This window comes from Nostoc cf. commune SO-36, assembly GCF_023734775.1.
GTDB lineage: Bacteria > Cyanobacteriota > Cyanobacteriia > Cyanobacteriales > Nostocaceae > Nostoc > Nostoc commune_A.
The window spans coordinates 2,278,126-2,302,066 of record NZ_AP025732.1; the positions used below are offsets into that span (position 1 = coordinate 2,278,126).

The following is a 23,941-nucleotide window of genomic DNA, read 5'->3' on the forward strand; positions in this document are numbered from 1 at the left end:
TAGTAGATTGTAATCCCAAATCTAAAATCTAAAATCTAAAATTGGTATGAATCAGCGCTTTCGTACCTGGTGGCAGCCTCGAAAAGGTTTAGCGATCGCTGAAGCTTGTGTAATCGGTTTAGTTGCTGCTCTATCTGCGGTATTCCTAAAAGTGGGTTCTGGATGGCTGGGGACATGGCGAGTCCATAGTACCCACATTTTCCCCGCATGGCTAACACTACCGATAATTGGTCTTGTCCTAGGATTTGTGGCTGGCTGGTTGGTAGAAAGGTTGGCACCAGAGGCTTCTGGTAGCGGTATCCCCCAAGTCAAAGCAACTCTTGCCAATGTGTCTATGAGATTATCTTGGCGGGTGGCAGGTGTAAAGTTACTCAGTGCCATCATTGCCATTGGTTCGGGCATGACTTTGGGACGGCAAGGCCCCACCGTCCAAGTGGGGGCCAGTTTGGCAGCAGGAATGAGTCGTTGGGTTCCCACTTCCCCAGATCATCGGCGGCAAATGATTGCAGCTGGTGCAGGTGCAGGTTTGGCGGCTGCTTTCAATGCCCCGATCGCAGGTGTATTATTTATCGTTGAAGAGTTACTCCAGGATTTATCAGGCTTGACTCTGGGAACTGCCATTATTGCCTCCTTTATTGGTGGGGTAATATCCCGGCTATTGGGTGGTGGCAGTTTAGACCTTAATTTGCAATTAACTCAATCTTCCAGCCAATTCTCTATCCCGGAAATTCCCTTTTTCATTTTATTGGGTATTTTGGCAGGCTTGCTGGGCGCATTGTTTAATCGCGGCTTAATATTTAGTATTAAATTTTATAGAAGACTACATATCAGCTTATCGCTACAGGTGGCTTTAGCTGGATTTATCTCTGGTATTGTCGTGGCAATTCTCCCTGCATCCTTCCGCGACAATACGGGATTACGCGAGTCTTTAATTACTGGAGGTTCTGATCCTAGCGTAGCTGCGATCGCCTTTGCCGCCCAGTTCATTCTCACACTCATTGCCTTTGGTTCAGGAGCGCCGGGGGGATTATTCGCTCCCAGTCTAATTTTGGGTTCTTGTTTAGGACACATCATCGGTGTCTCTGAGTTATACATCACCGGCGCGGGTTCTCCGACTACTTACGCGCTAGCGGGTATGGGTGGATTTTTTAGCGCCGTTTCCAAAGTGCCAATCACGGCAATTGTGATTGTGTTTGAGATGACTACAGATTTCAATTTGGTACTACCTTTAATGATTGTTTCTGTCGCAGCTTACCTAGTTGCGGATAAAGTAGTGCCTGGTTCGCTTTATGAAAAACTTTTGGAGTTAAAAGGCATCACTCTCACCAAAGAAGTTCCGATAGAAGGAGCGTTAACCAAATTAACTGCAAAAGATGTGATGCAAGAACGGGTAGAAACTTTGGATGCAGAGATGAGCTTGGAAGAAGCAATGCAATTCTTTGCCCGTTCCCATCATCGCGGTTTCCCGGTGGTAGAAGATAGCAAGTTAATCGGGATTGTGACGCAATCAGATTTGCTGAAAATACGCGAACGCAATTTAGCTAATGATATTTTCTTAAAAGAAATTATGACGCCTGTCCCGATGACAGTAACACCAATCCACACCCTAAGTAATGTGCTGTATTTACTCAATCGCTATCAAATCAGCCGTTTACCTGTGGTGGATGGACGAAAACTGATTGGGATTATTACCCGTGCAGATATTATTCGGGCGGAAGCAGATCATCTCAATTGTGATAACCGGACTCCTAAACTGCAACCAGAACCTTCATACATAGTTTACCAAACGCGATCGCCGAGTATTGGTAGAGGTAGATTATTAGTACCCGTAGCTAATCCCGAAACAGCCGATATTTTGTTACTTATGGCAGCAGCTATTGCCCGCGATCGCCATTATGAAATAGATTGCGTGCAAGTGATGCTGATACCCCGCCACAGTTCCCCATCAGAAACCGAAGTAAGAACGGCAAAAAGTCGTCGCTTGCTACGACAGGCTGAAGTCTTAGCAAAAAAGTGGCAGATTCCCTTACACACGCAGATTCGAGTTACCCACGACGTAGCCCAGGCAATTTTGGAGACAGTCAACGAACAACACATCGACCTTATATTGATGGGATGGAAAGGTAACACATCTACCCCCGGTAGGATTTTTGGCAACGTTGTAGACACCATAATTCGCCAAGCCACTTGCGAAGTAGTATTAGTAAAATTAGGCACAACTGGGCAAGCTTTCAACCGTTGGCTAGTCCCGATAGCTGGTGGCCCCAATTCCCCACTGGCGATTAAATTACTACCTGCTCTAATTACATTAGGAAATGAACCGCAAATTCACTTGACACAGGTGTTTAAGCCATTTGAATTCAAGCCAGATATGTCAGTTTCAGAACAAGCCATCCGCCATTTGATGCGGCGGCGAAAACTGCCCAGTACTGTGGTTGCTCTCCCAGTTCAAGCTGATTCAGTTGCTGAAGGTGTGATTAACCTAGTGAAAACCGAAGGTTATGATGTTGTCGTTGTGGGAGCTTCGCGCGAGGGATTGTTGCAGCAGGCGATTCAAGGTAATATTCCAGAAGCGATCGCCTCTGGTGTAGAAAGTACAGTGATTTTAGTCAGGGGTGCAATTAACAATTAAGTAGGGGCGCAAGCCCTTGCACCCCTACAAATCTACACATAATTTGAGTTCAACGATAAAATATGCCAATAATTAGAGAAACAATTATTGGTATTAAGATTGGAATAGCAACTATAGAACCCATTTGATATCTCTAAGAAGCTGCGAGTCTCTTAAGCATGAGCCTAACAAAACAAAGATTGAGCTTGGTCATTCAATTGTTCCTTCTGCCCTCTGCCCTCAGCATAGCTGCCTTCTTCAAAAATTCTCGCGTGACCCCTAGTTGTACTCTCCAGGAAGATCAGTTTTTCTAACAGTAATGCTGCCAACTTTCTTACCTGACATTCTCAATAATTCATCACCTGAAAATTCAAAACCAAGCTTTAGTGCTATTCGCGCAACATCATCTGCGGTTGGTGCTGCGAGCACCTCGTTTTTAAGTTCAGGTTCAGACTGCATTTTCTTTAAAAATGCTTCGATTTGCTCAAAAGCCATATTTAAAATTTGATCCTCGCTAGCTACTCGTAATATAGAAACCATTTGGGATCTAGTATACTATTAAAATAATAGTACTTTCTATCACTCATGTATTTAAATAGTTTAACAGATGAAGAGTGGTTAATTATTGAACCATTATTACCTAAAAAGAAGCTGACTCGTCCACCTACATGGAGTAAAAGACAAATTTTAGATGGCATCTTTTATCAACTGAAAAATGGCTGTAATTGGGCTGACTTGACCGTTGGATTTGCCGCCCTATTCCACAGTTTTTTGGCATTACAAGCAGTGGCGAAGTGATGGATTGATTGAGGATATCATGGAGATTTTACATCACAGAGTCCGAGAAAAAAAAGGAAGAAAGCCCCTTTGGACTACCTTGATAATGATCGATTCCCAAGCAGTCAAAAATACTTGTAATGCTAGTATCGAAACCAAGGGGTTTTGTTTTTACAAGTCCACGAACGGTACAAAAAGGCATCTTGCAGTAGATATTCTTGCTTTCCCTTTTTTACTCACTGTACTCAGGCGAATATTTCTGATGACCAAGGGCTGATTAAGATGTTGACAATTCATATCGACTTCTTTAAATTCAAACCTGTGGAACTACCTAAAACGACAATTCTTTTAGACAACGGTTATCATCCTGACTTTCAGGAAGCCGAGTTAGTCAAGATTTATCCAGAAATCATGAGTAAAATTCAATTTTCTTTTGTCTCCCAAGCCATCCCAGCAGGAAAAAGCCCAGAAAGGAAAGTCTGGTTTTGTACCAGTTAAAGCCAGATGGGTCATTGAAAGAAGTAATGCTTGGATGGAACGCTGTAAAAGCTTGGTCAAAAATTTTGAAAGAACTTTGGAGAATGCGACGACTAAAATTCATCTCTGTTTTGTCAGACTTATGCTCCGAAGATTAGCTACTTCATAGATCCCAAATGGGTTCTATAAGCCCCCACTTACCAAACTTAATTTCCTCACCCTCAGACTTTAAAAACGCAATCCAACCTACAACTCCCATCAAAATCAAAATACACCCAAAGCTAAGAAATATAACAAATACTGAATCTTCCATTTTTCACAATTACAAAGAATTTTTTTAATGACCATCAACTAACTTTGCTAAACTTGCACGAAACCGACTAAAATCAAAAGCTTCAATAGTTTTTTGCTGCAAGTATTCTGGTTGGTAAACTACTGGGTTAGAGCAATCGCCTTGCAGGATTTGAATTAGATTATTGGCAATTTCTTCTACGTTATCAGGGTTAACTAAACATCCCAATTTTCCCTCAGCCAAGGGATCTATAGAACCATCTTGATTACCTGCTAGCACCGGTTTCCCACAAGCTAAAGCTTCTAGATAAACAATACCAAATCCTTCTCCTTTACTAGGCAAAGCAAAAACATCGCAGAGATTGTAATAAGCACACAATTCTTCATCTGGTACAAATCCTGCAATAGTGACACAATCTTGTAGATTTAAGCTGGTAACTAAAGCATTAATTCGAGGTAAATCATCCCCTTTCCCTGCAAGAATGAAGTGAACATTAGGGATATGCAACCGCACTTTAAGTAAAGCATGAAGGATTTGGTCATAACCCTTGTATTTTGCCATGCGTCCCATCCGCGTTACTGTTAAAATTACAGGCTGTTCATCTGTTAAGTTATATCGTTTTAGCAAGTAGGGAGGTTTAGGATTTATTTTAAATTGATTGGCATCAAACGTATTAGGTAAAAGAACTATTTTTTCTGAATCAATATTTTGATATTCAAGCAAGCGCTGGCGAGTGTAATTACTAACACTAATAATTTTATCTGCTTTTTGTAATGCTAATTTTGTAGGCTTATTCTCAAGATCCCAAACTTCTAAGCCATGAGCAACTACCCAGTAAGGAATCCCAGTGAGAAGTTTTAGAACATAACAAGCAGTGGCATAGTTAACATGAGTTGATATGACTATAGTGGGGCGTTGGAGAATAGCCAAAATAATGATTTTGGTAGCGAATAAAATGGTTTGCAATAATCGTGGTAAATCTCCAAAATAATGAAATCTTGTTGAAGTTAAAAATTGCAAGTTTTGCTGCTGTCCTAAATTGTGCTTGTCATACTTGAGAAACACGTCATAATGAGCTTCAGGATATATATCTTGTAAAGCTTGGAGTAAAAATGTTGAGTAAACTTGAATACCTCCCTTAAAACCAAATATGTTCGGAAATATTAAGTTAAAATGACGTTTATTTACCGGAGATTTTTTGAACATTGTAAATAATTTCAGGTTTTGATTCAATTACAAAATCTTTTCTAGAAGTGATAGTTGCTGCTAGAAAATAAAACTCAATAGTTGTAAAAGTATAGTCTTCAGCAAAAAAATCGGGCAATTGAGATGCTAAAAACATAATAATCGGAATGATAGTAACAGGATTAGCATATTTAACTTTAGATGCTATTTTTACTAAAAAATTTGTAAATAGTAATAATCCAGCAACTCCTTGTTCTACTAAAACATTCAAAAATATGTTGTGTGCGTGATAACCTTTAACTCCAAAAACTTTCACTCCTATATGTTCTGCAAAAACCCCTACTCCTATACCTGAAATTGGCCTTTTAATAGTTTCAATAATAGCTGCCTGCCAAAGGGCAAACCTTGATAAAGCTGTACCTACAGGGCTAGGAAGCACTATGTTGCTAGGATTGGTTGAAAATAAATTAATTAAGGGAAATATTTTACTATTTCCCAAACCAATTCTATATGTAGATACTGGTATAGATATAATGCATAAAAGCCATATACTCATAATAAAAATCATTTTTTTAATACTAATGATTTCATATATTAATAAAAGAAACATACCAAGAATAAAAACTAGCCAAGCATTTCTACTGGCAGACAAAGCTAGGGAAATAAGAAAAACAAATTCGCTTATATATAATTCAAATTTAGATATGTTTTTCTGTTTTTCTAAAATTAAACTTAAACATAATCCAATAGAAACTATTACCCCAAACTGGTTAGGATTTTGCATGATTGAACCAATCTGAGGATAATAACTTGGAAATTTTAATAATTCAAAAATCCAATGATTGGGAAATAAAGCTTCTAGAAAACCAAAAACCGCAATTATTTGTAATAAATATAATATAGAACGATAGTAAAATGTTAAAGATGAGGTTTTGACATTTCTAAAACTTAGAACTAAAAAAGCAAAAAATACTATAAAGTAAGTAGAATATTTCAGACTATAAGTAATCGCTGTATTTGGAAATGGGCTAATCAATGAAGACAGCCACATCCAAAAATACAGTAGACTAATAGATATCAAAATAGTTTTATGCTTTTTTAAAACTTCTGGTATTAATTTTACAGATAAACTAATTACACCAAAGCTAAATGCAGAAAGTAATAAATAATGAATACCAATATTTATTCCAGGAACTTTTATCCGCCCTAGAAGCGAAGAAAATAGTATGAGCAGGAAAAATATATTAATCATAACTTGTATTTGTGAATACTTGTTTGACAACAAAAAACTTAGATCAAACCCACACTCGCAGGTTTAAGCGGAGATTTTGATATTTTTTCCAGCTAAAATCCTGAGTATGTAAAGAATATTATCATATTACAGTCGCGGACAATATCATCTGTTGAAGCTATGAGTAATCTTAGATTTGAGCCAAGCTAAATCTTCTGGAGTCGATGTCAAAAGTAGTATGAAGTATGATATGGACAGATGCACAAAAAAATAAGTAAGTCAAAAAGTTTTCATTAGCCTTACCAATTATTTATTTTAATTTGGGAATGCAATTCGCCGAAATTATCTTATAATCTGCTTTTCAAGTATCTCTATCTTAGGGTATACTTAAGAGCGATCGCCAGCCCCTAGATTTACCAAAAACAACCACCTGCAAAGCTTGTCAAGCTAAATTGCAACACAATATTGTTCGCTAATTTTATTTTTGACAAATCTTAATTAACAATTCAACCAGGCAAAGTTGGCACGCCCTCACTCCCCAGCGTTATTTGTCAATTGCTATAAAAATTTCTGCACTTTTCATTGAATCATCTGCCAAATCTTGAGAATGTTTTCACCACTCCCACCACCAGCAATAGTTTGTCCATCTGGGCTGATGGCAACGGCATAAATATATCCAGAACCTGTCTCTAAAGTGCGAATTTCCTTTCCTGTTACTGGATTCCAAAGTTTGATGCTCTTGTCACTGCTGCCACTTACAAGGGTGACACCGTTTGGACTTGTACTTCGCAAAAAGGCGACAGAGTTAACCTTATCATTATGTCCTTTTAAGGTGTAGATTAACTTACCTGTCTCCAGATTCCACAATTTAACTGTCTTGTCCCCACAGCCACTAGCAAGGGTAACGCCATCGGGAGCAAAAGCGACTGAAAGAATCGACTCTGCATTTCCCTCCAAAGTGCGGATTAACTTACCTGTCTCCAGATTCCACAATTTAATTGTCCTATCCCAGCTACCGCTAGCCAGGGTTTTGCCATCAGGACTAAAAACCACAGATGAAACACCATTAGTATGTCCATCTATGGTGCGGATTAACTTACCTGTCTCCAGATTCCACAGTTTAATTGTCTTGTCCTTACTAGCACTGCCACTAGCAAGAGTTTTGCCATCAGGACTGAAAGCAACAGAAGCAACTCCGTCGCTATGTCCCTCCAAGGTACGGATTAATTTACCTGTCTCCAGATTCCACAATTTAATTGTCTTGTCCGCACTGCCACTGGCAAGAGTCTTGCTATCAGGACTGAAGGTGACAGTCCAAATCCAAGTGGAATGTCCTTGTAAAGTGCGAATTTCCTCTCCACTTGCCAGTTTCCATAGCTTGATTGTCTTATCATCACTAGCACTGCCAAGGGTTATGCCATCAGGACTGAAAGCTACGGAATTTACATCACTGGAATGTCCCTTGAGAGATTTAGGTAGAAAAGAATTTTCCGGGACGCTTTTTTCGGGCGGAATCGGCCGAGAAATAGGTGGAGAATATTCGCTCATTGTATGAGGGCGAGTCTGTAAATACCAAACTCCTCCCAATCCCAACACCAAAATGCTAGAACCTAACAGCAGTTGCATTTGTAGCTTGCTATTTGATTTTAGTGAAACTGCTGCTTTGTTTACTGAGGTAGCTGCAAATGTTGGTGTAAGTATAGTTGGAGGCACTGATGACAATGGTGATGGTTGAGATGTCAAGTCAGTGATGACTTCATCAGCCGATTGGTAACGTTTTTGGATATCTAGTTGCAACAATTTATCCAAAATTTCACCCAACTCTGTAGACACAGAAATACCGTCCCTACCTGGACGGTTCAAATATTGCCGCCAAGACTGAACCCAACCATAACCCTGCTGTATCCACAGTTGAGATGGGCGAACCCCAGTCAGAAGATGAAAACAAGTCGCCCCCAAACTAAATAAATCACTCGCTGGGTAAGCTTTTCCATCTTGCATTTGTTCAAGTGCAGTGTAACCGTGTGAGCCAATAACAGTGCCCATCTTAGTCTGCACTGTTGCTGTTAGCTGCTTAGAGGCTCCAAAATCAATTAGTACTAATCGCCCGTCACTTTGACGGCGAATAATATTCTGTGGTTTGATATCCCGATGAATCACTCCGCGCACATGGATAAACTTCAGCACAGGTAATAAATCTAGCAAAAATGTGCGAATCTCTATTTCGCTATAGCTTCCCAGCGTCTCCCATTCCTTAAGCAAGTTTTGCCCATTGATAAATTGCTGTACTAAAAACAAATAGTGATTTTGCTCAAAATAAGCCAATAAGGTGGGAATTTGCGGATGTTCTCCGAGTTCTTGCAGTCTGCTCGCTTCTTGTTTAAATAGCTCAATAGCCTTTGTTAGTGGCCCAGTTCCCTGAAGTTTTGGCGCGAATTGCTTAACAACACAGCATTCATTCAGTTTGTGTACATCTTGTGCCAGATAGGTTCTACCAAATCCGCCCTCGTCTGACAACAGCTCAGTGGGACGATAGCGACCTCCAAGTAGGGGTATCAATTCCGCTTTACAATTGTGGCAAGAGGTGTTTTTATCAGGATTTAGGGGTTTTTGGCAATCGGGATTCACACAACAGAGCATACTGGGAATCCATTTAACTTGAGGTATATATTCATCTTAAGTCATGTAGTATAATCTCTCTTGTTAGTTAATATCACTGGATACTATACAAATTCCTAATTTCCTTACCTCATCAGGGATTCAACTGAGAACTGGTGATTAGGACAATTTTCATAGAGACTCAACCCCTATAGAAATTGCGAAAAACTCTTTCCCAGTAACCAGTCCCGAAGCTAACATTCCTCCCGAACAAGCTCTAAGTTTCTTCGCGTAGCTTTATTGTAGAGAAGTTGCCAGGTAATGGGCGCGACCCTTTGAAAAATTTAGATAACTTGTAAAAAGTTGTGCTTGAGCGATGCCTTTTAACTCATTGATAGGCGTTAACTCTGCTTAGGGATTACATCTGTGTATGGCATTTAGTCAGTTTCCAAAAAAATCTAGGCAATAATCCGAAAAGCAGCATTTCCAGTTTGTAGTTCAGTATATACCTACAAAACCAAGATTTACCCTAGTAATCTTAATTGAAAATGTAATTTTCTCGATTTAATTGTAGGCAAGATTTAGAGCGTGTGTAATGTACGATTTCAATTGATAACAGTCGATGCCTTTGGCACACCGCTAAGGTGTCTACGCTAAATTTTTCAGTCTACATAAGAAGTTAGATTTATTTGCTGCGGTAAAACAGCAGCTAGGATTACAATTTTCTCTTACTGAAAACAAACCCATCAGCAAATTTAGGAGCGTAATTATGCTATTAGAAAATCAAACCTATCGCCGGAAATTAAGTAACGTTTTAATTTGTTGCATGAGTAGTGGTTTGTTAATCACAAGTAATGTGCTTCCTATCAATGCTTTAGGAAGACCTCAAAATTATCAAAACTTCCTAATTGCCAAATCACCAGATGAGAGACAACCAGAAGCAGTAACAAAAGCAATTGAGCAAATTCCTGTTTCTCAAGCGTCAATAGCTCCAAGACGCAAGATATCTATTCAGTCGCCAATACAAACTCGTCGCATAGCGTCTAACAGCGAAAATTCGCAGCGAACTTCCAACTCTTCAAGTGATAGTTCGACTCCTAGATCATCTGGACGTAGGGCTTCTAACTCAAATTCTAATCGTTCCAATAGTACTGCATCTAGATCATCTGGAGGTAGAACTTCTAACTCAAATGCTTATCGTTCTAATGCTGGTTCCGGGAGAGTTCGCAAGTCAAGTTCTAATGTAGCTACACGGAACCAAAATATCGACAATTCAGCGCCTTCTTCCTCCGCTACACCTACTTACAAGGAAATTAACTTTGTAGATGTTGCATTAGGTATTCTGAGTAAGCGTGACTTTAAATCTGAAGGTAGATATTTTCATTTCTATGAGTTTCAAGGTAGAGAAAATCAATTAGTCCAAATTAGGCTAATTGGCAGTGAGGATACACGCAGAACCAATAACTTGAGTTTAAAACCCTTATTGTTTCTGCATGATCCTGATAATAATATCATCGTCAAAAAAGGCGCTTTTGATAAAAGCAGTGGTGGCGATGATGCATTCATTTTTGCACGATTACCGAAGAATGGCATTTACAAAATTGCAGTTACTAGTCAAAATACTGGGGATACAGGGCGCTACAGTTTGGCTCTCAGAAATGACAGAGCTAGCTATACTGTAGATGAATTAGGTCAATTAAGTGCCAAAAGCTCAACTATAAAACAAAATGGCGGCGCTTACAATATTTCTAATTTTCAAGGCAAGAAAAATCAACTAATAAGTATTCGTGTAGATAGTATTGATGAAGAATTTTCTCCTTATGTAGCTTTGCTGAATTCTCAAGGGAAGATGATCGCTATTGATAAAGACAAAGACAAAAATGGTGTATACAGTGCTTTACTTGACCGAGCTAGGTTGCCTGAAGATGATACTTACTATATTGTTGTTACTTCCAAGAATCCACAGGAGCGCGGCCAATACAGATTGACTATCTTCTAATAATTTAGGTTATTTGAAACTACCGCCTTATAGGTAGCACAGATGTGCTACCTTACTGAGACAAACGCCAAATCTTAATAGTGTTGTCTTCACTACCGCTAACAAGGGTTTTGTCATCAGGACTGAAGGTAACTGATGTCACGGTGTTGGTGTGCCCTGCTAATGTGAGAATTTCTTCTCCTGTGGCTGGATTCCACAGTTTGATGGTGCGATCGCGGCTACCACTAGCAATCATTTTACCATCGGCACTGAAGGCTACAGTTGTAACGGTGTTGCTATGTCCCGCCAGTGTGCGAATTTCTCTGCCAGTAAGTAGATTCCAAAGTTTGATGGTGCGAGCGCGGCTAGCACTAGCTAAAGTTTTACCATCTGGGCTAATAGCCACGGTTGTCACTGTTTGAAAATTTCCTTCTAGTGTGCGAATAGGGTATCCTTTTGTCAAATTCCAGATTTTGATTGTCTTGTCAAAGCTGCCACTAGCAAGGATCACACTGTCGGGACTGATGGCTATTGAACGCACCCAGAATGTATGTCCTGCTAGTGTCCGAATTTGCTCTCCTGTAGCTAAATCCCAAATTTTAATGGTGTTGTCATCACTACCAGTAACTAGTGTCTGGCTATCAGCACTGATAGCTAGGGCATGAACTGAGTCAGAATGCCCTGCCAAAGTGCGAATTTGTTTTCGCGTTGCTAAATTCCAGATTTTGATGGTGTTGTCATCACTGGCACTAACCAGAAGTTTCCCATCTGGACTAATCTTTATGACATTCACCTGCTGAAAATGCCCGTTGAGTGAAGAGATTTGTTTGCCGGTTGCCAGATCCCAAAGTTTGATTGTGCGGTCGCCACCACTGCTGGCAATGGTTTTACCATCGGGGCTGATGGCAACAGATAAAACTGAGTTTTCATGTCCTGGGAGGGTGTTTACTAAGGAAACCTTACCCAAGATAATCTTTAATGGTTGGGCTAAAAGCGCCTCATCTTTGCCAGAAGTATTGTGCTGACTCAGCCTTGAGACTAAGCTGGTCTGAATCCGGCGAAAATGTTTATACCAAGATTCTCCAAACCCGAACAACATAATCAAAGCACTTACCAAGATTAAAATTCTCAGTAAGGGATAACTTTTAGGTAATGATGGCGCTCTAGTTGGTGGTATTTTCCCAGACGATTTACCTGCTGGTGGCAATGCCAGGAGTTGTTTTGGAGTCAAGTCTCTGAGAACTTCATCGGCTGACTGGTAACGTTCATAAATGTCTTTTTTCAAAAGCTTGTCGATGACAAAATCCAATTCAGGATTTAATGGACTCCGCAAATATTCCCGCCAATTACTCACCCAGGCATACCCAGATTCCATCCACAACTGAAAGGGAGAATTTCCCGTTAGCAGATGAAAGCAGGTAGCCCCCACACCGAACAAGTCGCTGGCGGGAAAAGCTTTACCATCTCTAATCTGTTCTAGGGGAGAATAACCATGTGAACCAATGGATGTGCCAGATTTCTGCTGAACTTTGGCGGTGAATTGCTTTGAGGAACCAAAATCAATCAGGCTTAATCGCCCATCACTTTTATGGCGGATAATATTTTCTGGTTTGATGTCTCGATGAATTACTTTGCGATCGTGGATAAATTTGAGGATGGGCAGCAAATCTAGCAAAATAGATTGAATTTCCCTAGCGTTATAAGCCTTGCGCTGTTGTAACTCCTTTAACAAATTATCCCCGTTGATAAACTGCTGCACCAAATATAGGCAACCGTCTTGCTCAAAGTAAGCTATTAAAGTTGGAATTTGGGGATGTTCCCCAAGGTCTTGTAATCGCTGCGCTTCTTCAGCAAACAACTACATCGCCTTTTTTTGCGACCAAGTTCCTTGGAATTTTGGAGCTAATTGCTTGACAACACACCGTTCATTGAGTTTATCTACATCTTCTGATAGATAGGTTCTGCCAAATCCCCCCTCATCTGAAAGGACTCGGATGACACGGAAGCGATTTCTTAAAAGTGACACCAACGGGGTGCTACAACTTTGGCAAAACTTCTTTCCATTGGGATTCAGGGGATTTGAGCAATCGGGATTTAAGCAGCAGATCATGATCTGACAGGCGCGACTGCATGACAACTTAGACTAAGTTTGCCCCGAATTTTCCCTTAAGAATATTGACTCTCGCTGACTTGTGGTAGAAAACCCTGTTTTGGGGATTGGGGAATTACTTATATGGTTAGCGTTTGTAAATAGTAGTCAGTCTTCCTCATCTGTGGAAAACTACGAGAGCCATAAGATTAATTATTCTCTCGATTATATAGTAATCTGAATAAAAATATTTTTAGAAACTGTTAAACCTAGTAATTCTGCTTGTATATTGATAAGTGGTAACTGGCTAAGTATTAAAGATAAATCCTGATTAATTAATCATTACTGACTAGCAAATATAGTTAAAATACATACTAAATTTGTTTTGCCTATTTTAACTCGACTATAATTAATTATTTATTTGATACTTCCGATAAAAAAGGATTGAATTTAACTGTGCTACCTTATTTCTTTAAATCTTGCCCTCCATTTGCGAATAGCACTAGCAGTTCTGGCTATAGGAGGCACATAAACATCAGAATTTTCCGGTTGTGTCGTTTCGTATTGTGTAATACTTTTATTATTGAATTTTTGGTTAGTTAGACAGTTAGCCAAAGTAGGGAAATAGCTTTCATTACCTAAAGCTTTGATCACTTCATCGGCAGTTTTAAACCGCTCATCTAAGGTAACTTTCACCATTTTTGCTAAAATCTGGGCGAAACTGTTGCTGATATTTACCTGTTGTTGCCAACATATTTCACCAGTCTTTGAATCCGAATCTAATTCTAAAGGACTTTTGCCAGTCAACATATAAACACAAGTTACACCCAGTGCATAAATATCACTGGCATAAACTGGACGTAGAGAAAACTGTTCTGGTGGCGCAAATCCCCTAGTCCCGATAAAGTTGGTGTTTGCAACTTTATTGATTGAGTTTTCGCAAACATCAGCTAATTGCTCTTTCACCGCACCAAAATCAATCAAAACTATCCGCCCATCATATTGACACCGCAATAAATTCTGGGGTTTAATATCTCGATGAATCACATTATTTTTATGAAGATACTGTAATACAGGTAATAATTCCTGCAAAAACTGTTTAACTGAGGCTTCACTTTTGGGCCCAGTTTGCCGTACTTCTCGTGCCAAAGTTAAACCCGGCACGTATTCTTGAATTAAAAAAAACTCCCCATTCGCCTGAAAGTAGTCTAATAACATGGGAATTTGCGAATGACTACCAAGTTTACCCAAGGTTCTTGCTTCTTTTTCAAAGCGTGTACATGCCTTTTGCCAACTTTGGGGATTAGTTACTTTTGGACAAAGCTGTTTAATGACACATAGGGGGTTCCCAGGTAATACGGTATCTTTGGCTAAAAATGTGATGCCAAAACCACCTCGCCCCAAAATTTGCAATATTTCATAGCGATCGCGAAATAGCTTTTTGGAGCCACACATCTGCCCAAGTTGAGTTTGCTGTGAAATGCTTTCTTGAGAACTCGTTGTTTTCTGGGAAAAACGATTCATTAGTATAAAATATCTGCTCTTATAATGTCTTTAATTTTATGGCAATTATTTGTTAACAACAGTAATATTACTGAATCTTTGCCAAATCATCATTACTCTCCTACTAATACTAAAAATTTAAAAAGTAAAGATAAATTCTCAAGAGATTGTATGACGGACTAATTTGTAATTTGGTTAACAGAGGCGAAAATCTGTTGGCTGGAGAATAGAAAGGTTACTAAGAGAATGTTTGAAAAGTCCTCTTGTTGGTAGCAAAACGTTATAGATCCCCCTAAATCCCCCTTAAAAAGGGGGACTTTAATTCCTGTTCCCTCCTTTTTAAGCTACCGTGTATACACAAGTTGAGTTGGGAATCACATGGACACAAAATAACGGAAAATTATTTTTAAAATCCTTAATTTTCCGTTAAACCTCTATCAATAAGCTGACACTATTGATAATTAGCTTGCTCGGTTCAAAACCTTGCCTACTAAGGCTTGTATCTTACCAGGCAAGGTTTTTAGGACTTGTGTATACACAGTAGCCTTTTTAAGGGGGGTTAGGGGGGATCAACAAGTACCTAAAATCACAGATAACTACTTTTCAAACAACCTCTAAGCCAGTATTTGAGCGTTTTGTCAAAATAGTTAGTAGGTTTTTAGAGAAAGCGCTGTGTCCTCAAATACTGGGTAAACTGTTTGAAAATAGTGCAAAAACCCAATAAATTCATCAACAGAATTCGCCTTGTTGTCTGCGGAGTCTAACTATCAGCAAATTCATACTACAAAACTTACTAGGGCATATTTTAAACCACAACCGCAAAAAACGTAGGTGAATATAAACTAGCTTTTAAAACGGAGAGGGAGAGATTCGAACTCTCGTAGACGTTTCCACCTAACAGACTTTCCAGGTCTGCGCCTTAAACCACTCGGCCACCTCTCCAGGTGCCACAAGTTACGATCATACTATAGAATCCCAAAAAATGCAAAGATAAAGAAAGATATTTTAGATTGAATCTGAAAGTCCCAATCCCAAAACGCAAATCCAGATGTCCCGTACATACACAATTAAAGTTCGCGATCGCGCCACTGGCAAAACATACACCCTACAAGTGCCAGAAGACCGCTATATCCTGCACACTGCCGAAAAACAAGGGGTGGAACTACCGTTTTCGTGCCGCAACGGGGCTTGTACCGCTTGTGCTGTGAGAGTGTTGTCAGGAGAAATTTACCAACCAGAAGCGATCGGATTGTCGCCAGATTTACGTCGGCAAGGTTATGCCTTGTTGTGTGTAAGTTATCCCCGTTCTGACTTGGAGGTAGAGACACAAGACGAAGATGAAGTTTACGAACTCCAGTTTGGACGCTATTTTGCTAGGGGGAAAATTAAAGCGGGTTTACCCTTAGATGAGGAATAAACAATTGGATAAGGCAGGGGGCAGGAGGCAGGGGGCAGGGGGAAAGAGGTCATACTCGTTATATGCAGCGACCATAGGAAAGTTTTTGATGGTTGGGCGTCTTAGTGTCTGGGTGCGAAAAATAGCTATTTTGGCTTGCTTATTGCTCTTAGTGAGTTGCCAAGGTAAAAACCAGCTGCCAAACAATCAGGCTCAAGTAAAAGTAGCGCGAGTTGTTAGTGGGCAAAGCTTGGAAGTGTTAGGCATGGCTGAACAACCAAATTTGATTTCCCAAGTAAGGTTAGTGGGTGTTGATGCACCAGATTTGCGACAGCGCCCTTGGGGGGAAGCAGCAAAAGAACAGTTAGAGAGTCTAATTGGTGATGGAGAACAATCAGTAATGCTGGAGTTTGATTTAGAAGCAAAAGACAAAATCGGGCGAACTCTAGCTTATGTATGGAAAAATAAGGTGTTGTTGAATGAAGAATTAGTCAAACAAGGGAATGCAATGTTTGTGGGGCGATCGCCTAACCACAAATATGACCAGCGTTTAGAACGTGCCCAACAATGGGCTAGACTCATGGGGCAAGGAATTTGGAACCCAGAAAAACCCATGCGCCTCACTCCTGCTGACTTTCGCCGCCAAAATCTTTGAAAAGTGAAGGCTAGGGATTGGGGACTAGGAGAAATGAACCAATGACAAATGACAAATGACAAATTTACAACTTTTTCTAGATATTGCTACAGAAGCGGCCTTAGCCGCAGGTGCTATTTTGCAAGGCTACTTGGGTAAGTTAGAAGACGCAATTACTGAAAAAGGACGGCCTGGTGATTTAGTCACTGTTGCTGATAAAGCCTCAGAAAAGGTGATTTTAGAAATTTTGCGCCGCCATTTTCCCCAGCACTCTATTCTGGCTGAAGAATCAGGGAAATTAGGTAATCAAGAGAATGAGTACCTCTGGGCAATAGATCCTCTAGATGGCACAACCAACTACGCTCATCAATACCCATTTTTTGCGGTTTCTATCGGGCTGTTAATTAATGGCGTTCCAAAAGTTGGTGTAATTTATGACCCTTATCACAACGAGTTATTCCGTGCTGGTACTGGTTTGGGAGCAACGCGAAACCGTCAGCCCATCAAGGTTTCAGAGACATCTGAACTGAATAAAAGCATACTAGTTACAGGATTTGCCTACGATCGCCGCGAAACCTCTGATAACAACTACGCAGAATTTAGTCACCTCACCCATCTTACCCAAGGTGTCAGACGTAGTGGTTCCGCATCGCTAGATATGGCTTATGTTGCCTGTGGGCGTGTCGATGGTTACTGGGAACGAGGGCTTTCTCCTTGGGATATTGCCGCCGGGATCATTTTGGTACAAGAAGCTGGAGGCAAAGTCACCGCCTACGATCGCACTTCTGTCAAAATCGAGTCAGGTAGAATTCTCGCCACAAATAGTTATATTCACGACTCCCTTAGTAGCGAACTTTTACGAGTTCCACCACTATCATCCTGGGTGTAGCAGATGGGGGCTTTCGTTGCCACTTTGGGTAAACTAAAAAGAATCTAACTGCTCCTTTGGTGCAAAACCTCTATATGTCTTTCAAAATAGATCGTGGACTATTTAAATATGATTTCATAGATCATCACGCAGTATTGGGCGTTCCAGTGGATGCGGATGTTAAAGAGATTCGTAAACGCTACCTCCAAGTCGCTCGCCGTTTGCATCCAGATAGTAGTTTTACTGAAACTGCTACTCAAAAAGAGCTAGGCAACGAATTGTTATCAAAGTTGGTTAACCCAGCTTACGAAAAACTTTCTGGAGAACGCACTCGTACTGAATATATTCTAATTTTGTCGCAAATTGGCAAGCGCCTGCTACAAGAGTCTACTTCGGTAACTCTAAACACCGACTTGGCTAAACAGTTAGCTGAGTCATCTAATATCGATCATTTCTATAAAAGTGCGATCGCTAAACTAGCCCAAACCCAATATGATGCTTTAGAACAAGCCCTACAAGTCATTGCCCAAGCTAGTGAGTTGAATCTAGTTTATTTAATGCGGAGTGCGGGCAAATCATCCGCAGCCCCACCTGCTCAACCCAAAGTCCAATCAAGTACACCTCAGCCAAGTACACCAAAAAATACAGCACCAGCATCAGTACCAACACCAGCGCCAGCAAAAGAAGACTCGATTGTAGAACAGTATGTTCGTCGCGCTCAATCTTTGATTGACAAAAACCAATTTGCTCCAGCCAAAGTAGAGTTGCAGGATGCGCTAAAGCTAGAACCGAAAAATAGTCGCTGCCATAGCTTAATTGCAATGGTGTATTTGAAGCAAAATCAGCTAAAAATGGCAAAAATCCACTTTGATAATGCTCTAAAGTTAGACCCTAATGACGAAACGGCGTTGCAATGGAAGCCTAAAATAGATAAAGCTTTAGGACACCAACCTAGTGATCATAAGGTGACTTCATCCCCCAATAATGGAGATAAGCAACCAGATAAATCTGGTAGTGGTTTGTTTGGTGGTTTGTTTGGTGGGAAGAAAAAATAATGGTGTATCAACCAGCAGCGGGAGCCAGGGACTTATTACCCTTGGATGTGGAGAAAAAACGCTGGATTGAAGATCGGTTACAGCAGGTGTTTCACCGTTGGGGATATCACAGGATTATCACCTCGACGTTAGAGCGTATGGATACCCTGATGGCAGGGGAAGCAATTCAGCGTCAGATGGTGATTCAACTACAACAAAATGGCGAAGATGATGAATTAGGGCTACGTCCAGAATTAACAGCATCCATCGCTCGTACTGTTGTCACTCGGATGGCGGGTACTACTTATCCGCAACGCTTGTATTACAACGCCAATGTGTTTCGCCGCACTTGGGAAAGTAGACACAATCGCCAGCAAGAGTTTTATCAAGCTGGGGTGGAATTATTAGGTGCTAGCGGATTGCTGGCGAATGCAGAAGTACTGCTATTAGTAGCAGATTGTTTGGCAGCACTGGGTTTACAGGGATGGCATTTAATTTTAGGTGAAGCGGGAATTACGCGATCGCTCCTGAGTGCCTTTCCTGCTAATCTCCAAGATCAAGTTCGTAGTGCGATCGCTCATCTTGACCGGATTACTATAGATACTTTACCTCTGAGTGACAAACTGCGCGATCGCGCCCAAATCATGCTAGATTTGCGCGGCCCCAGTGCAGACGTGTTGCAAAAAGTTAGTAGTTTGGATCTAGATGAAGAACAGCAACAAGCAGTGAATAACCTCAAATCCCTAGTAGAATTACTAGAATCAGAGAAAAAACTGCCCTTAATCCTTGACCTCAGCCTCATCCAGACTATAGATTATTACACTGGTATTGTCTTTGAAGTTGTTAAAGATACCGAATCCCAAGCCAGAGTTTTAGGGCGTGGTGGTCGCTACGACCAGCTTTTGGGGCTATATCATCCCCAAGGAGAAAACATCCCCGGAATTGGTTTTGTACTCAATATCGAAGATTTATACCAAGTTTTGCTGTCTACTCAGCAATTACCACAAGTAACTCCAGCGAGTGACTGGTTGGTAGCACCAGAGACAGCCAGTGCTAACGCCGCCGCCTTTGCCTACGCGCAAAAACTCAGAGATTCGATCGATCTAGTGCGGGTAGAAATTGATTTGGGGGGCAGGGATGCAGAGGCAATCCGTCAACATGCACGCGATCGCAGCATTGCCCAAATTGCCTGGATAAAAGCTGATGGCTCACCAAAAATTGAGCCATTGCTTTAGTGGGCACAAGGTATCGGGGATTGGGGACTAGGGACTAGTTATTAATTCCCCCTGCCCCCTGCCCCTTATCTTATACCTCATCCCCCAATTCCCACTCCCCTGCTAGGCTAGAAACAGCCGATACAGAAAAGAGGGAATCGAGAATATGCCGCACACGATTGTTACAGAAGTCTGTGAAGGCGTCGCTGACTGCGTAGATGCCTGTCCAGTTGCTTGTATTCATGATGGCCCAGGCAAAAATGCCAAGGGAACTGATTGGTACTGGATTGACTTTGCCACTTGCATCGACTGTGGTATCTGTCTCCAAGTTTGTCCTGTAGAAGGGGCAATTCTTGCAGAAGAAAGACCGGAGTTGCAAAAAACCCCTTAATAGTCCATAGTCAACAGTCAATAGTTATGTTTGACTTGACTGTTGACAAATGACAAATGACCAATGACAAATGACCAATGACAAATGACTATTTACTAGATGTTCAAAATGTCCACGCTGGCTACATCAAAGATGTAGATATCCTGCAAGGAGTGAATTTCCGGGTTGCACCAGGGGAATTGGTAACAGTGATTGGCCCCAACGGTGCGGGAAAATCTACTTTAGCAAAAGCAATTTTTGGGCTTTTGATCCCCCACACAGGGACAATTACCTTCGAAGGTGAAAATATCGTGGGGCTAAAGTCCAATGAAATAGTCCAACGAGGAATGTGCTACGTACCGCAAATCGCCAATGTCTTCCCCTCCCTCAGTGTTGAAGAGAACTTGGAGATGGGTGCTTTTGTGCTTAACGTTCCTCTGAAACCAATTAAAGATAAAATATTTACTATGTTCCCCAGACTAAGCGATCGCCGTCGTCAACGCGCTGGTACCCTCTCTGGGGGAGAACGCCAGATGCTAGCGATGGGCAAAGCTTTGATGTTGGAACCTAGTTTGCTGATTTTAGATGAACCATCTGCTGCTTTGTCGCCGATTTTGGTGACACAAGTTTTTGAGCAGATAAAACAAATTAATCAGGCAGGTACTGCGATCGTATTAGTAGAACAAAATGCCCGTAAAGCTTTAGAGATGGCTAATCGTGGATATGTATTAGAATCGGGGCGCGATGCGATCTCCGGCCTTGGTGAAGAATTGTTGAATGACCCGAAAGTAGGTGAGCTATATCTGGGAGCAGGTAAGAGACATTAACCCTTTGTAATCACTCTTGCCCCATTCAACGTAACACCAGCTCAATATAGGAGCTTCACAAAGCGATAGCGATGTTTAGGTTGGGCTACGCCTAAACTATCTATAACTAATACAAAAGCCATAAGACTTCCTGCCACTGCCGCGACCGTCGTTTTCGATGCTCAAAGAATTCTCCCCAATAATCCTTGCGTTTCTAATCACATCTACAGCCAGTCAAAAGGCAAAACAGGACATTCATTCAGGAAAAAGTGACTAAAACGCAAATTACCTGGATCCGCCAGAATCCCCATTAAAAACTCGCAATTTTTAATTACATCATGGATAAGTATTTAGACCAGAATTAAAAGGTTGCGACCTATACAAGTGTGTTACTATAACGAGTTTCTTAATTACTAATAACTTTAGCGAGTCCGCTTATCTCCACTAGATGTCTGATAAAAATAAATGTCCAGACGTAACATTACTACATCTCTACAAGGATTGTGGATAAGACATATTTAATTTCACCAGATGTCTATTCAAAAGCTAGCTACCCACAGCGTCTCGTGGAGAGCGTCATTACGAATTACGAATTATGTTGATTGCTTTTGGCAATTTGGCATCCCAAACTTTTCTATTGCAGTTTTAATTGAGATATCAACAGGGTTACAGGGAAATTGAGAAAATTCTACAAGGGATCAACTCCCGTCTCAAAAGCCCCACCCAATGGCCAGTTGTTGACGCTCACGCTCTCCGAACCACCTTAAAGTGGATGCAGCGCCAGCGTCACCGCTTCACCACAACTGGCTAGAAATCAAACAAAAAACACATAGTACAAATGGACTTATACCATTTCACGAAACACTTGATACAGGTTTAGGGGCGGACAGATGTACGTGCCTATAGACAAATTAGATTGTAAAGATTTCTGGCGAAGATATTGATATCTGACCTTTCACTGAATTTAGGAAATCTCTTTTCCTAAAAGGAGAGAGATTTTGAATTTTCCCCTTTCTTGTGTCGGGAAGGGAATTAGGTTTTTCCATACTCAGATTGACATACCAAAGCGATCGCCACAATTTATTTAACCTGTAGCTGTCTTAGAGTAGTAGCTCTTGAGCTTGCAGAAATCAAAAAATAAGAAACGCTTGTGGTAAGTAAGTTGTAACTTTAATACCACAAGCATTTTGCGTAACCAATACCGCACAACCCTTTTGCGTTGTTGTGGTTTATGGCTTAGTTTTAGTAACAGAAAAATTTTGGTGTGAGGCATTGGAATGAACTGTCTCATTTACAATGCTTGACTGATCACCGGAAATTTGTTGTTTTTGTTTGGGACTTTCCAAGGGTGGGAGTGGATGATTCTTAAACTGGGAATATTGAGAATCGATTCGGTGAGCTTTTTGAGCCATCCGTTGAAAAAACAGATTGACTAATTTTAATTCCCAAAAAATCTTTTGCGGATCTTCAAGATGGGTTGTGGGTAATTGCTGTCCCATTTTTTTGAGGGCTAGCCCGACAGGAATTTTAATTTCATCCTGGAGTTTTAGAAAACGGGTAAATATGGGTGCAAAAGCGGACAATACAGAACCAGCACCTCCTCTAGCTTGTCCCCAACCGATGTAGTAAATTCCTTTGTAATCTTCAAGAAATGACCCTCCATAACATTTCACTGTTGCTCCTTTCACCCGTTGCAGTTCTGGAGATAAAAATGGATAGGCAAGATGAAAACCAGTTGCACAAACAATTAAATCAAAAGTTTCTCGGCTACCATCCGCAAATTCAACTTCTTTGCCATCCAAATGTCGTACTTCTGGTTTATAGGTAATGCGACCGTGTTTAATATAGTAGGGCACTTCATTATTTAAGGTCGGGTGCTTATCAAAAATTCGATATTTGGGTTCGGGTAGACCATAATCTTTGTGCTTACCGAAGGTAAGCAGAATAATTATATAAGTCATAAACCTCTGGAACCATTGTGGCATCCACCATTCAGTTAAATCAGAAATTGGAACACCTATAAAGGTTTTGGGAATAAACCACACAGATTCACGCATACTCAACACAGATTTAGCTCCTACCCTAGCTGCTTCTGAGGCTATATCACAAGCTGAATTCCCTCCACCAATCACCAAAACTCTTTTACCACGTAGTTGTTGAGGATTTTTATAATCTTTGGAGTGAATTATCTCCCCATCAAATTCTCCTGAGAATTTGGGAAAACGTTTGCACCAGTGATGACCATTACAAATGATAATTCCTTTGTAAATTCGCTGTTCCCCATCATCAAAGGTAACTTCCCAGAGATTATTCTCAACAGGTCGCACGTAGCTAACTCGACGATTTAGTTCAATATTTTTACGTAACTCAAAATGGTCAGCAAAGGAGTTTAAATAATCCCGTATATTTTGAGCGCTGGGAAAATCCGGATAATTATCCGGCATGGGAAAATGGGTAAATTGGGTAATCTTCCGTGATGAAATAATGTGTGCAGTTTCGTACACACCATGATACCAATTTCCACCAATGTCATCGCTGGCATCAACTTGCTCGTAGGGAATACTCGCGCTCTTGAGCGCTTCAGCCATACTTAATCCGACAAAACCAGCCCCAAGAATTAAATGCTTGTGAGTAGTGTCCAACATAATTTTGAATTTTACTTGACTATTATCTAAACTTTTGGCAGATACCAAGCTAACCCACTCAAAAAGAGAGAATATCTCGTGAGGATATGAAAAGCGCAGGCGAAAACATCAGGAAATATGTGCAATTTATTGGCAACAATACTTCCAAGGATTTTTGTAAAAATAACCTGAACAATTTTTATGTGAAAGCTAAATTTAGCAAGCTATTCCAAATAAATGTTGTACAACTTATT

At 40.7% G+C, this 23,941-nt stretch carries 17 protein-coding genes, 1 tRNA gene and 1 pseudogene; 11 read left to right on the forward strand and 8 right to left on the reverse strand.

Features of this window, described 5'->3' with window-relative positions:
* Positions 1-46 precede the first annotated feature (46 nt).
* Positions 47-2,632, forward strand: a complete 2,586-nt coding sequence (locus ANSO36C_RS10005) for a chloride channel protein (protein WP_251959404.1) — start codon at positions 47-49, stop codon at positions 2,630-2,632.
* A gap of 258 nt (positions 2,633-2,890) precedes the next feature.
* Here the strand turns inward: ANSO36C_RS10005 and ANSO36C_RS10010 are convergent, their stop codons facing one another.
* Complete coding sequence (locus ANSO36C_RS10010) at positions 2,891-3,151, reverse strand: Nif11-like leader peptide family natural product precursor (protein WP_251959405.1); 261 nt, start codon at positions 3,149-3,151, stop codon at positions 2,891-2,893.
* Positions 3,152-3,196: 45 nt separating this feature from the next.
* On the opposite strand from ANSO36C_RS10010, the gene ANSO36C_RS10015 reads away from it, so the two are divergent.
* Positions 3,197-3,409, forward strand: coding sequence for a transposase (locus ANSO36C_RS10015; protein WP_251959406.1), 213 nt, complete (start codon positions 3,197-3,199; stop codon positions 3,407-3,409).
* Positions 3,410-3,553: 144 nt separating this feature from the next.
* The gene (locus ANSO36C_RS10020) at positions 3,554-3,886 is read left to right on the forward strand and encodes a hypothetical protein (RefSeq protein ID WP_251960503.1); all 333 of its coding nucleotides are present in this window, start codon (positions 3,554-3,556) and stop codon (positions 3,884-3,886) included.
* A gap of 316 nt (positions 3,887-4,202) precedes the next feature.
* On the opposite strand, the gene ANSO36C_RS10030 is transcribed toward ANSO36C_RS10020, so the two are convergent.
* From ANSO36C_RS10030 to ANSO36C_RS10040, 3 genes are all read right to left on the reverse strand, one after another.
* On the reverse strand, positions 4,203-5,363 hold the full coding sequence (locus tag ANSO36C_RS10030) for a glycosyltransferase family 4 protein (RefSeq protein ID WP_251959408.1): 1,161 nt from the start codon (positions 5,361-5,363) through the stop codon (positions 4,203-4,205).
* Positions 5,338-6,594 (reverse strand): O-antigen ligase family protein, encoded by a 1,257-nt coding sequence (locus ANSO36C_RS10035; protein ID WP_251959409.1) that lies wholly within the window; start codon positions 6,592-6,594, stop codon positions 5,338-5,340. The genes ANSO36C_RS10030 and ANSO36C_RS10035 overlap by 26 nt, the downstream gene beginning before the upstream one ends.
* A gap of 558 nt (positions 6,595-7,152) precedes the next feature.
* Complete coding sequence (locus ANSO36C_RS10040; RefSeq protein WP_251959410.1) at positions 7,153-9,213, reverse strand: serine/threonine-protein kinase; 2,061 nt, start codon at positions 9,211-9,213, stop codon at positions 7,153-7,155.
* A gap of 727 nt (positions 9,214-9,940) precedes the next feature.
* On the opposite strand from ANSO36C_RS10040, the gene ANSO36C_RS10045 reads away from it, so the two are divergent.
* Positions 9,941-11,170 (forward strand): peptidase, encoded by a 1,230-nt coding sequence (locus tag ANSO36C_RS10045; RefSeq protein ID WP_251959411.1) that lies wholly within the window; start codon positions 9,941-9,943, stop codon positions 11,168-11,170.
* A 52-nt stretch (positions 11,171-11,222) separates the two neighbouring features.
* On the opposite strand, the pseudogene ANSO36C_RS10050 reads toward ANSO36C_RS10045, so the two are convergent.
* From ANSO36C_RS10050 to ANSO36C_RS10060, 3 genes and pseudogenes are all read right to left on the reverse strand, one after another.
* A pseudogene (locus ANSO36C_RS10050) lies at positions 11,223-13,259 on the reverse strand (protein kinase domain-containing protein).
* A 438-nt stretch (positions 13,260-13,697) separates the two neighbouring features.
* Positions 13,698-14,762 carry a serine/threonine-protein kinase gene (locus tag ANSO36C_RS10055; RefSeq protein WP_251959412.1) on the reverse strand — a complete coding sequence of 355 codons (1,065 nt, stop codon included), beginning with the start codon at positions 14,760-14,762 and terminating at the stop codon, positions 13,698-13,700.
* An 834-nt stretch (positions 14,763-15,596) separates the two neighbouring features.
* A tRNA-Ser gene (locus tag ANSO36C_RS10060) sits at positions 15,597-15,683 on the reverse strand.
* Positions 15,684-15,789: 106 nt separating this feature from the next.
* Here ANSO36C_RS10060 and ANSO36C_RS10065 point away from each other — a divergent pair.
* From ANSO36C_RS10065 to ANSO36C_RS10095, 7 genes are all read left to right on the forward strand, one after another.
* Positions 15,790-16,158 carry a 2Fe-2S iron-sulfur cluster-binding protein gene (locus tag ANSO36C_RS10065; RefSeq protein WP_190940120.1) on the forward strand — a complete coding sequence of 123 codons (369 nt, stop codon included), beginning with the start codon at positions 15,790-15,792 and terminating at the stop codon, positions 16,156-16,158.
* 88 nt (positions 16,159-16,246) lie between these two features.
* Complete coding sequence (locus tag ANSO36C_RS10070) at positions 16,247-16,792, forward strand: thermonuclease family protein (RefSeq protein ID WP_251959413.1); 546 nt, start codon at positions 16,247-16,249, stop codon at positions 16,790-16,792.
* A gap of 55 nt (positions 16,793-16,847) precedes the next feature.
* On the forward strand, positions 16,848-17,660 hold the full coding sequence (locus ANSO36C_RS10075) for an inositol monophosphatase family protein (protein ID WP_251959414.1): 813 nt from the start codon (positions 16,848-16,850) through the stop codon (positions 17,658-17,660).
* A gap of 74 nt (positions 17,661-17,734) precedes the next feature.
* Positions 17,735-18,694: a J domain-containing protein gene (locus ANSO36C_RS10080; RefSeq protein WP_251959415.1), complete on the forward strand. Its 960-nt coding sequence runs from the start codon at positions 17,735-17,737 to the stop codon at positions 18,692-18,694.
* On the forward strand, positions 18,694-19,908 hold the full coding sequence (locus ANSO36C_RS10085; RefSeq protein WP_251959416.1) for an ATP phosphoribosyltransferase regulatory subunit: 1,215 nt from the start codon (positions 18,694-18,696) through the stop codon (positions 19,906-19,908). Before ANSO36C_RS10080 ends, ANSO36C_RS10085 begins: the two co-directional genes overlap by 1 nt.
* Positions 19,909-20,053: 145 nt before the next feature.
* Positions 20,054-20,278, forward strand: a complete 225-nt coding sequence (locus ANSO36C_RS10090) for an indolepyruvate ferredoxin oxidoreductase subunit alpha (protein WP_012407913.1) — start codon at positions 20,054-20,056, stop codon at positions 20,276-20,278.
* Positions 20,279-20,355: 77 nt separating this feature from the next.
* Positions 20,356-21,084 carry an ABC transporter ATP-binding protein gene (locus tag ANSO36C_RS10095; protein ID WP_251959417.1) on the forward strand — a complete coding sequence of 243 codons (729 nt, stop codon included), beginning with the start codon at positions 20,356-20,358 and terminating at the stop codon, positions 21,082-21,084.
* Positions 21,085-22,292: 1,208 nt separating this feature from the next.
* Here ANSO36C_RS10095 and ANSO36C_RS10100 read toward each other — a convergent pair.
* Positions 22,293-23,708 carry a flavin-containing monooxygenase gene (locus ANSO36C_RS10100; protein WP_251959418.1) on the reverse strand — a complete coding sequence of 472 codons (1,416 nt, stop codon included), beginning with the start codon at positions 23,706-23,708 and terminating at the stop codon, positions 22,293-22,295.
* Positions 23,709-23,941: the final 233 nt, after the last annotated feature.

Excerpts from the sequence above, each read along its gene's own strand:
- ANSO36C_RS10005 (WP_251959404.1), top strand. The coding sequence starts at position 47 with ATGAATCAGCGCTTTCGTACCTGGTGGCAGCCTCGAAAAGGTTTAGCG.
- ANSO36C_RS10010 (WP_251959405.1), bottom strand. The coding sequence starts at position 3,151 with ATGGTTTCTATATTACGAGTAGCTAGCGAGGATCAAATTTTAAATATG.
- ANSO36C_RS10015 (WP_251959406.1), top strand. The coding sequence starts at position 3,197 with ATGTATTTAAATAGTTTAACAGATGAAGAGTGGTTAATTATTGAACCA.
- ANSO36C_RS10030 (WP_251959408.1), bottom strand. The coding sequence starts at position 5,363 with ATGTTCAAAAAATCTCCGGTAAATAAACGTCATTTTAACTTAATATTT.
- ANSO36C_RS10035 (WP_251959409.1), bottom strand. The coding sequence starts at position 6,594 with ATGATTAATATATTTTTCCTGCTCATACTATTTTCTTCGCTTCTAGGG.
- ANSO36C_RS10040 (WP_251959410.1), bottom strand. The coding sequence starts at position 9,213 with ATGCTCTGTTGTGTGAATCCCGATTGCCAAAAACCCCTAAATCCTGAT.
- ANSO36C_RS10045 (WP_251959411.1), top strand. The coding sequence starts at position 9,941 with ATGCTATTAGAAAATCAAACCTATCGCCGGAAATTAAGTAACGTTTTA.
- ANSO36C_RS10055 (WP_251959412.1), bottom strand. The coding sequence starts at position 14,762 with ATGAATCGTTTTTCCCAGAAAACAACGAGTTCTCAAGAAAGCATTTCA.
- ANSO36C_RS10065 (WP_190940120.1), top strand. The coding sequence starts at position 15,790 with ATGTCCCGTACATACACAATTAAAGTTCGCGATCGCGCCACTGGCAAA.
- ANSO36C_RS10070 (WP_251959413.1), top strand. The coding sequence starts at position 16,247 with ATGGTTGGGCGTCTTAGTGTCTGGGTGCGAAAAATAGCTATTTTGGCT.
- ANSO36C_RS10075 (WP_251959414.1), top strand. The coding sequence starts at position 16,848 with ATGACAAATTTACAACTTTTTCTAGATATTGCTACAGAAGCGGCCTTA.
- ANSO36C_RS10080 (WP_251959415.1), top strand. The coding sequence starts at position 17,735 with ATGTCTTTCAAAATAGATCGTGGACTATTTAAATATGATTTCATAGAT.
- ANSO36C_RS10085 (WP_251959416.1), top strand. The coding sequence starts at position 18,694 with ATGGTGTATCAACCAGCAGCGGGAGCCAGGGACTTATTACCCTTGGAT.
- ANSO36C_RS10090 (WP_012407913.1), top strand. The coding sequence starts at position 20,054 with ATGCCGCACACGATTGTTACAGAAGTCTGTGAAGGCGTCGCTGACTGC.
- ANSO36C_RS10095 (WP_251959417.1), top strand. The coding sequence starts at position 20,356 with ATGACAAATGACTATTTACTAGATGTTCAAAATGTCCACGCTGGCTAC.
- ANSO36C_RS10100 (WP_251959418.1), bottom strand. The coding sequence starts at position 23,708 with ATGTTGGACACTACTCACAAGCATTTAATTCTTGGGGCTGGTTTTGTC.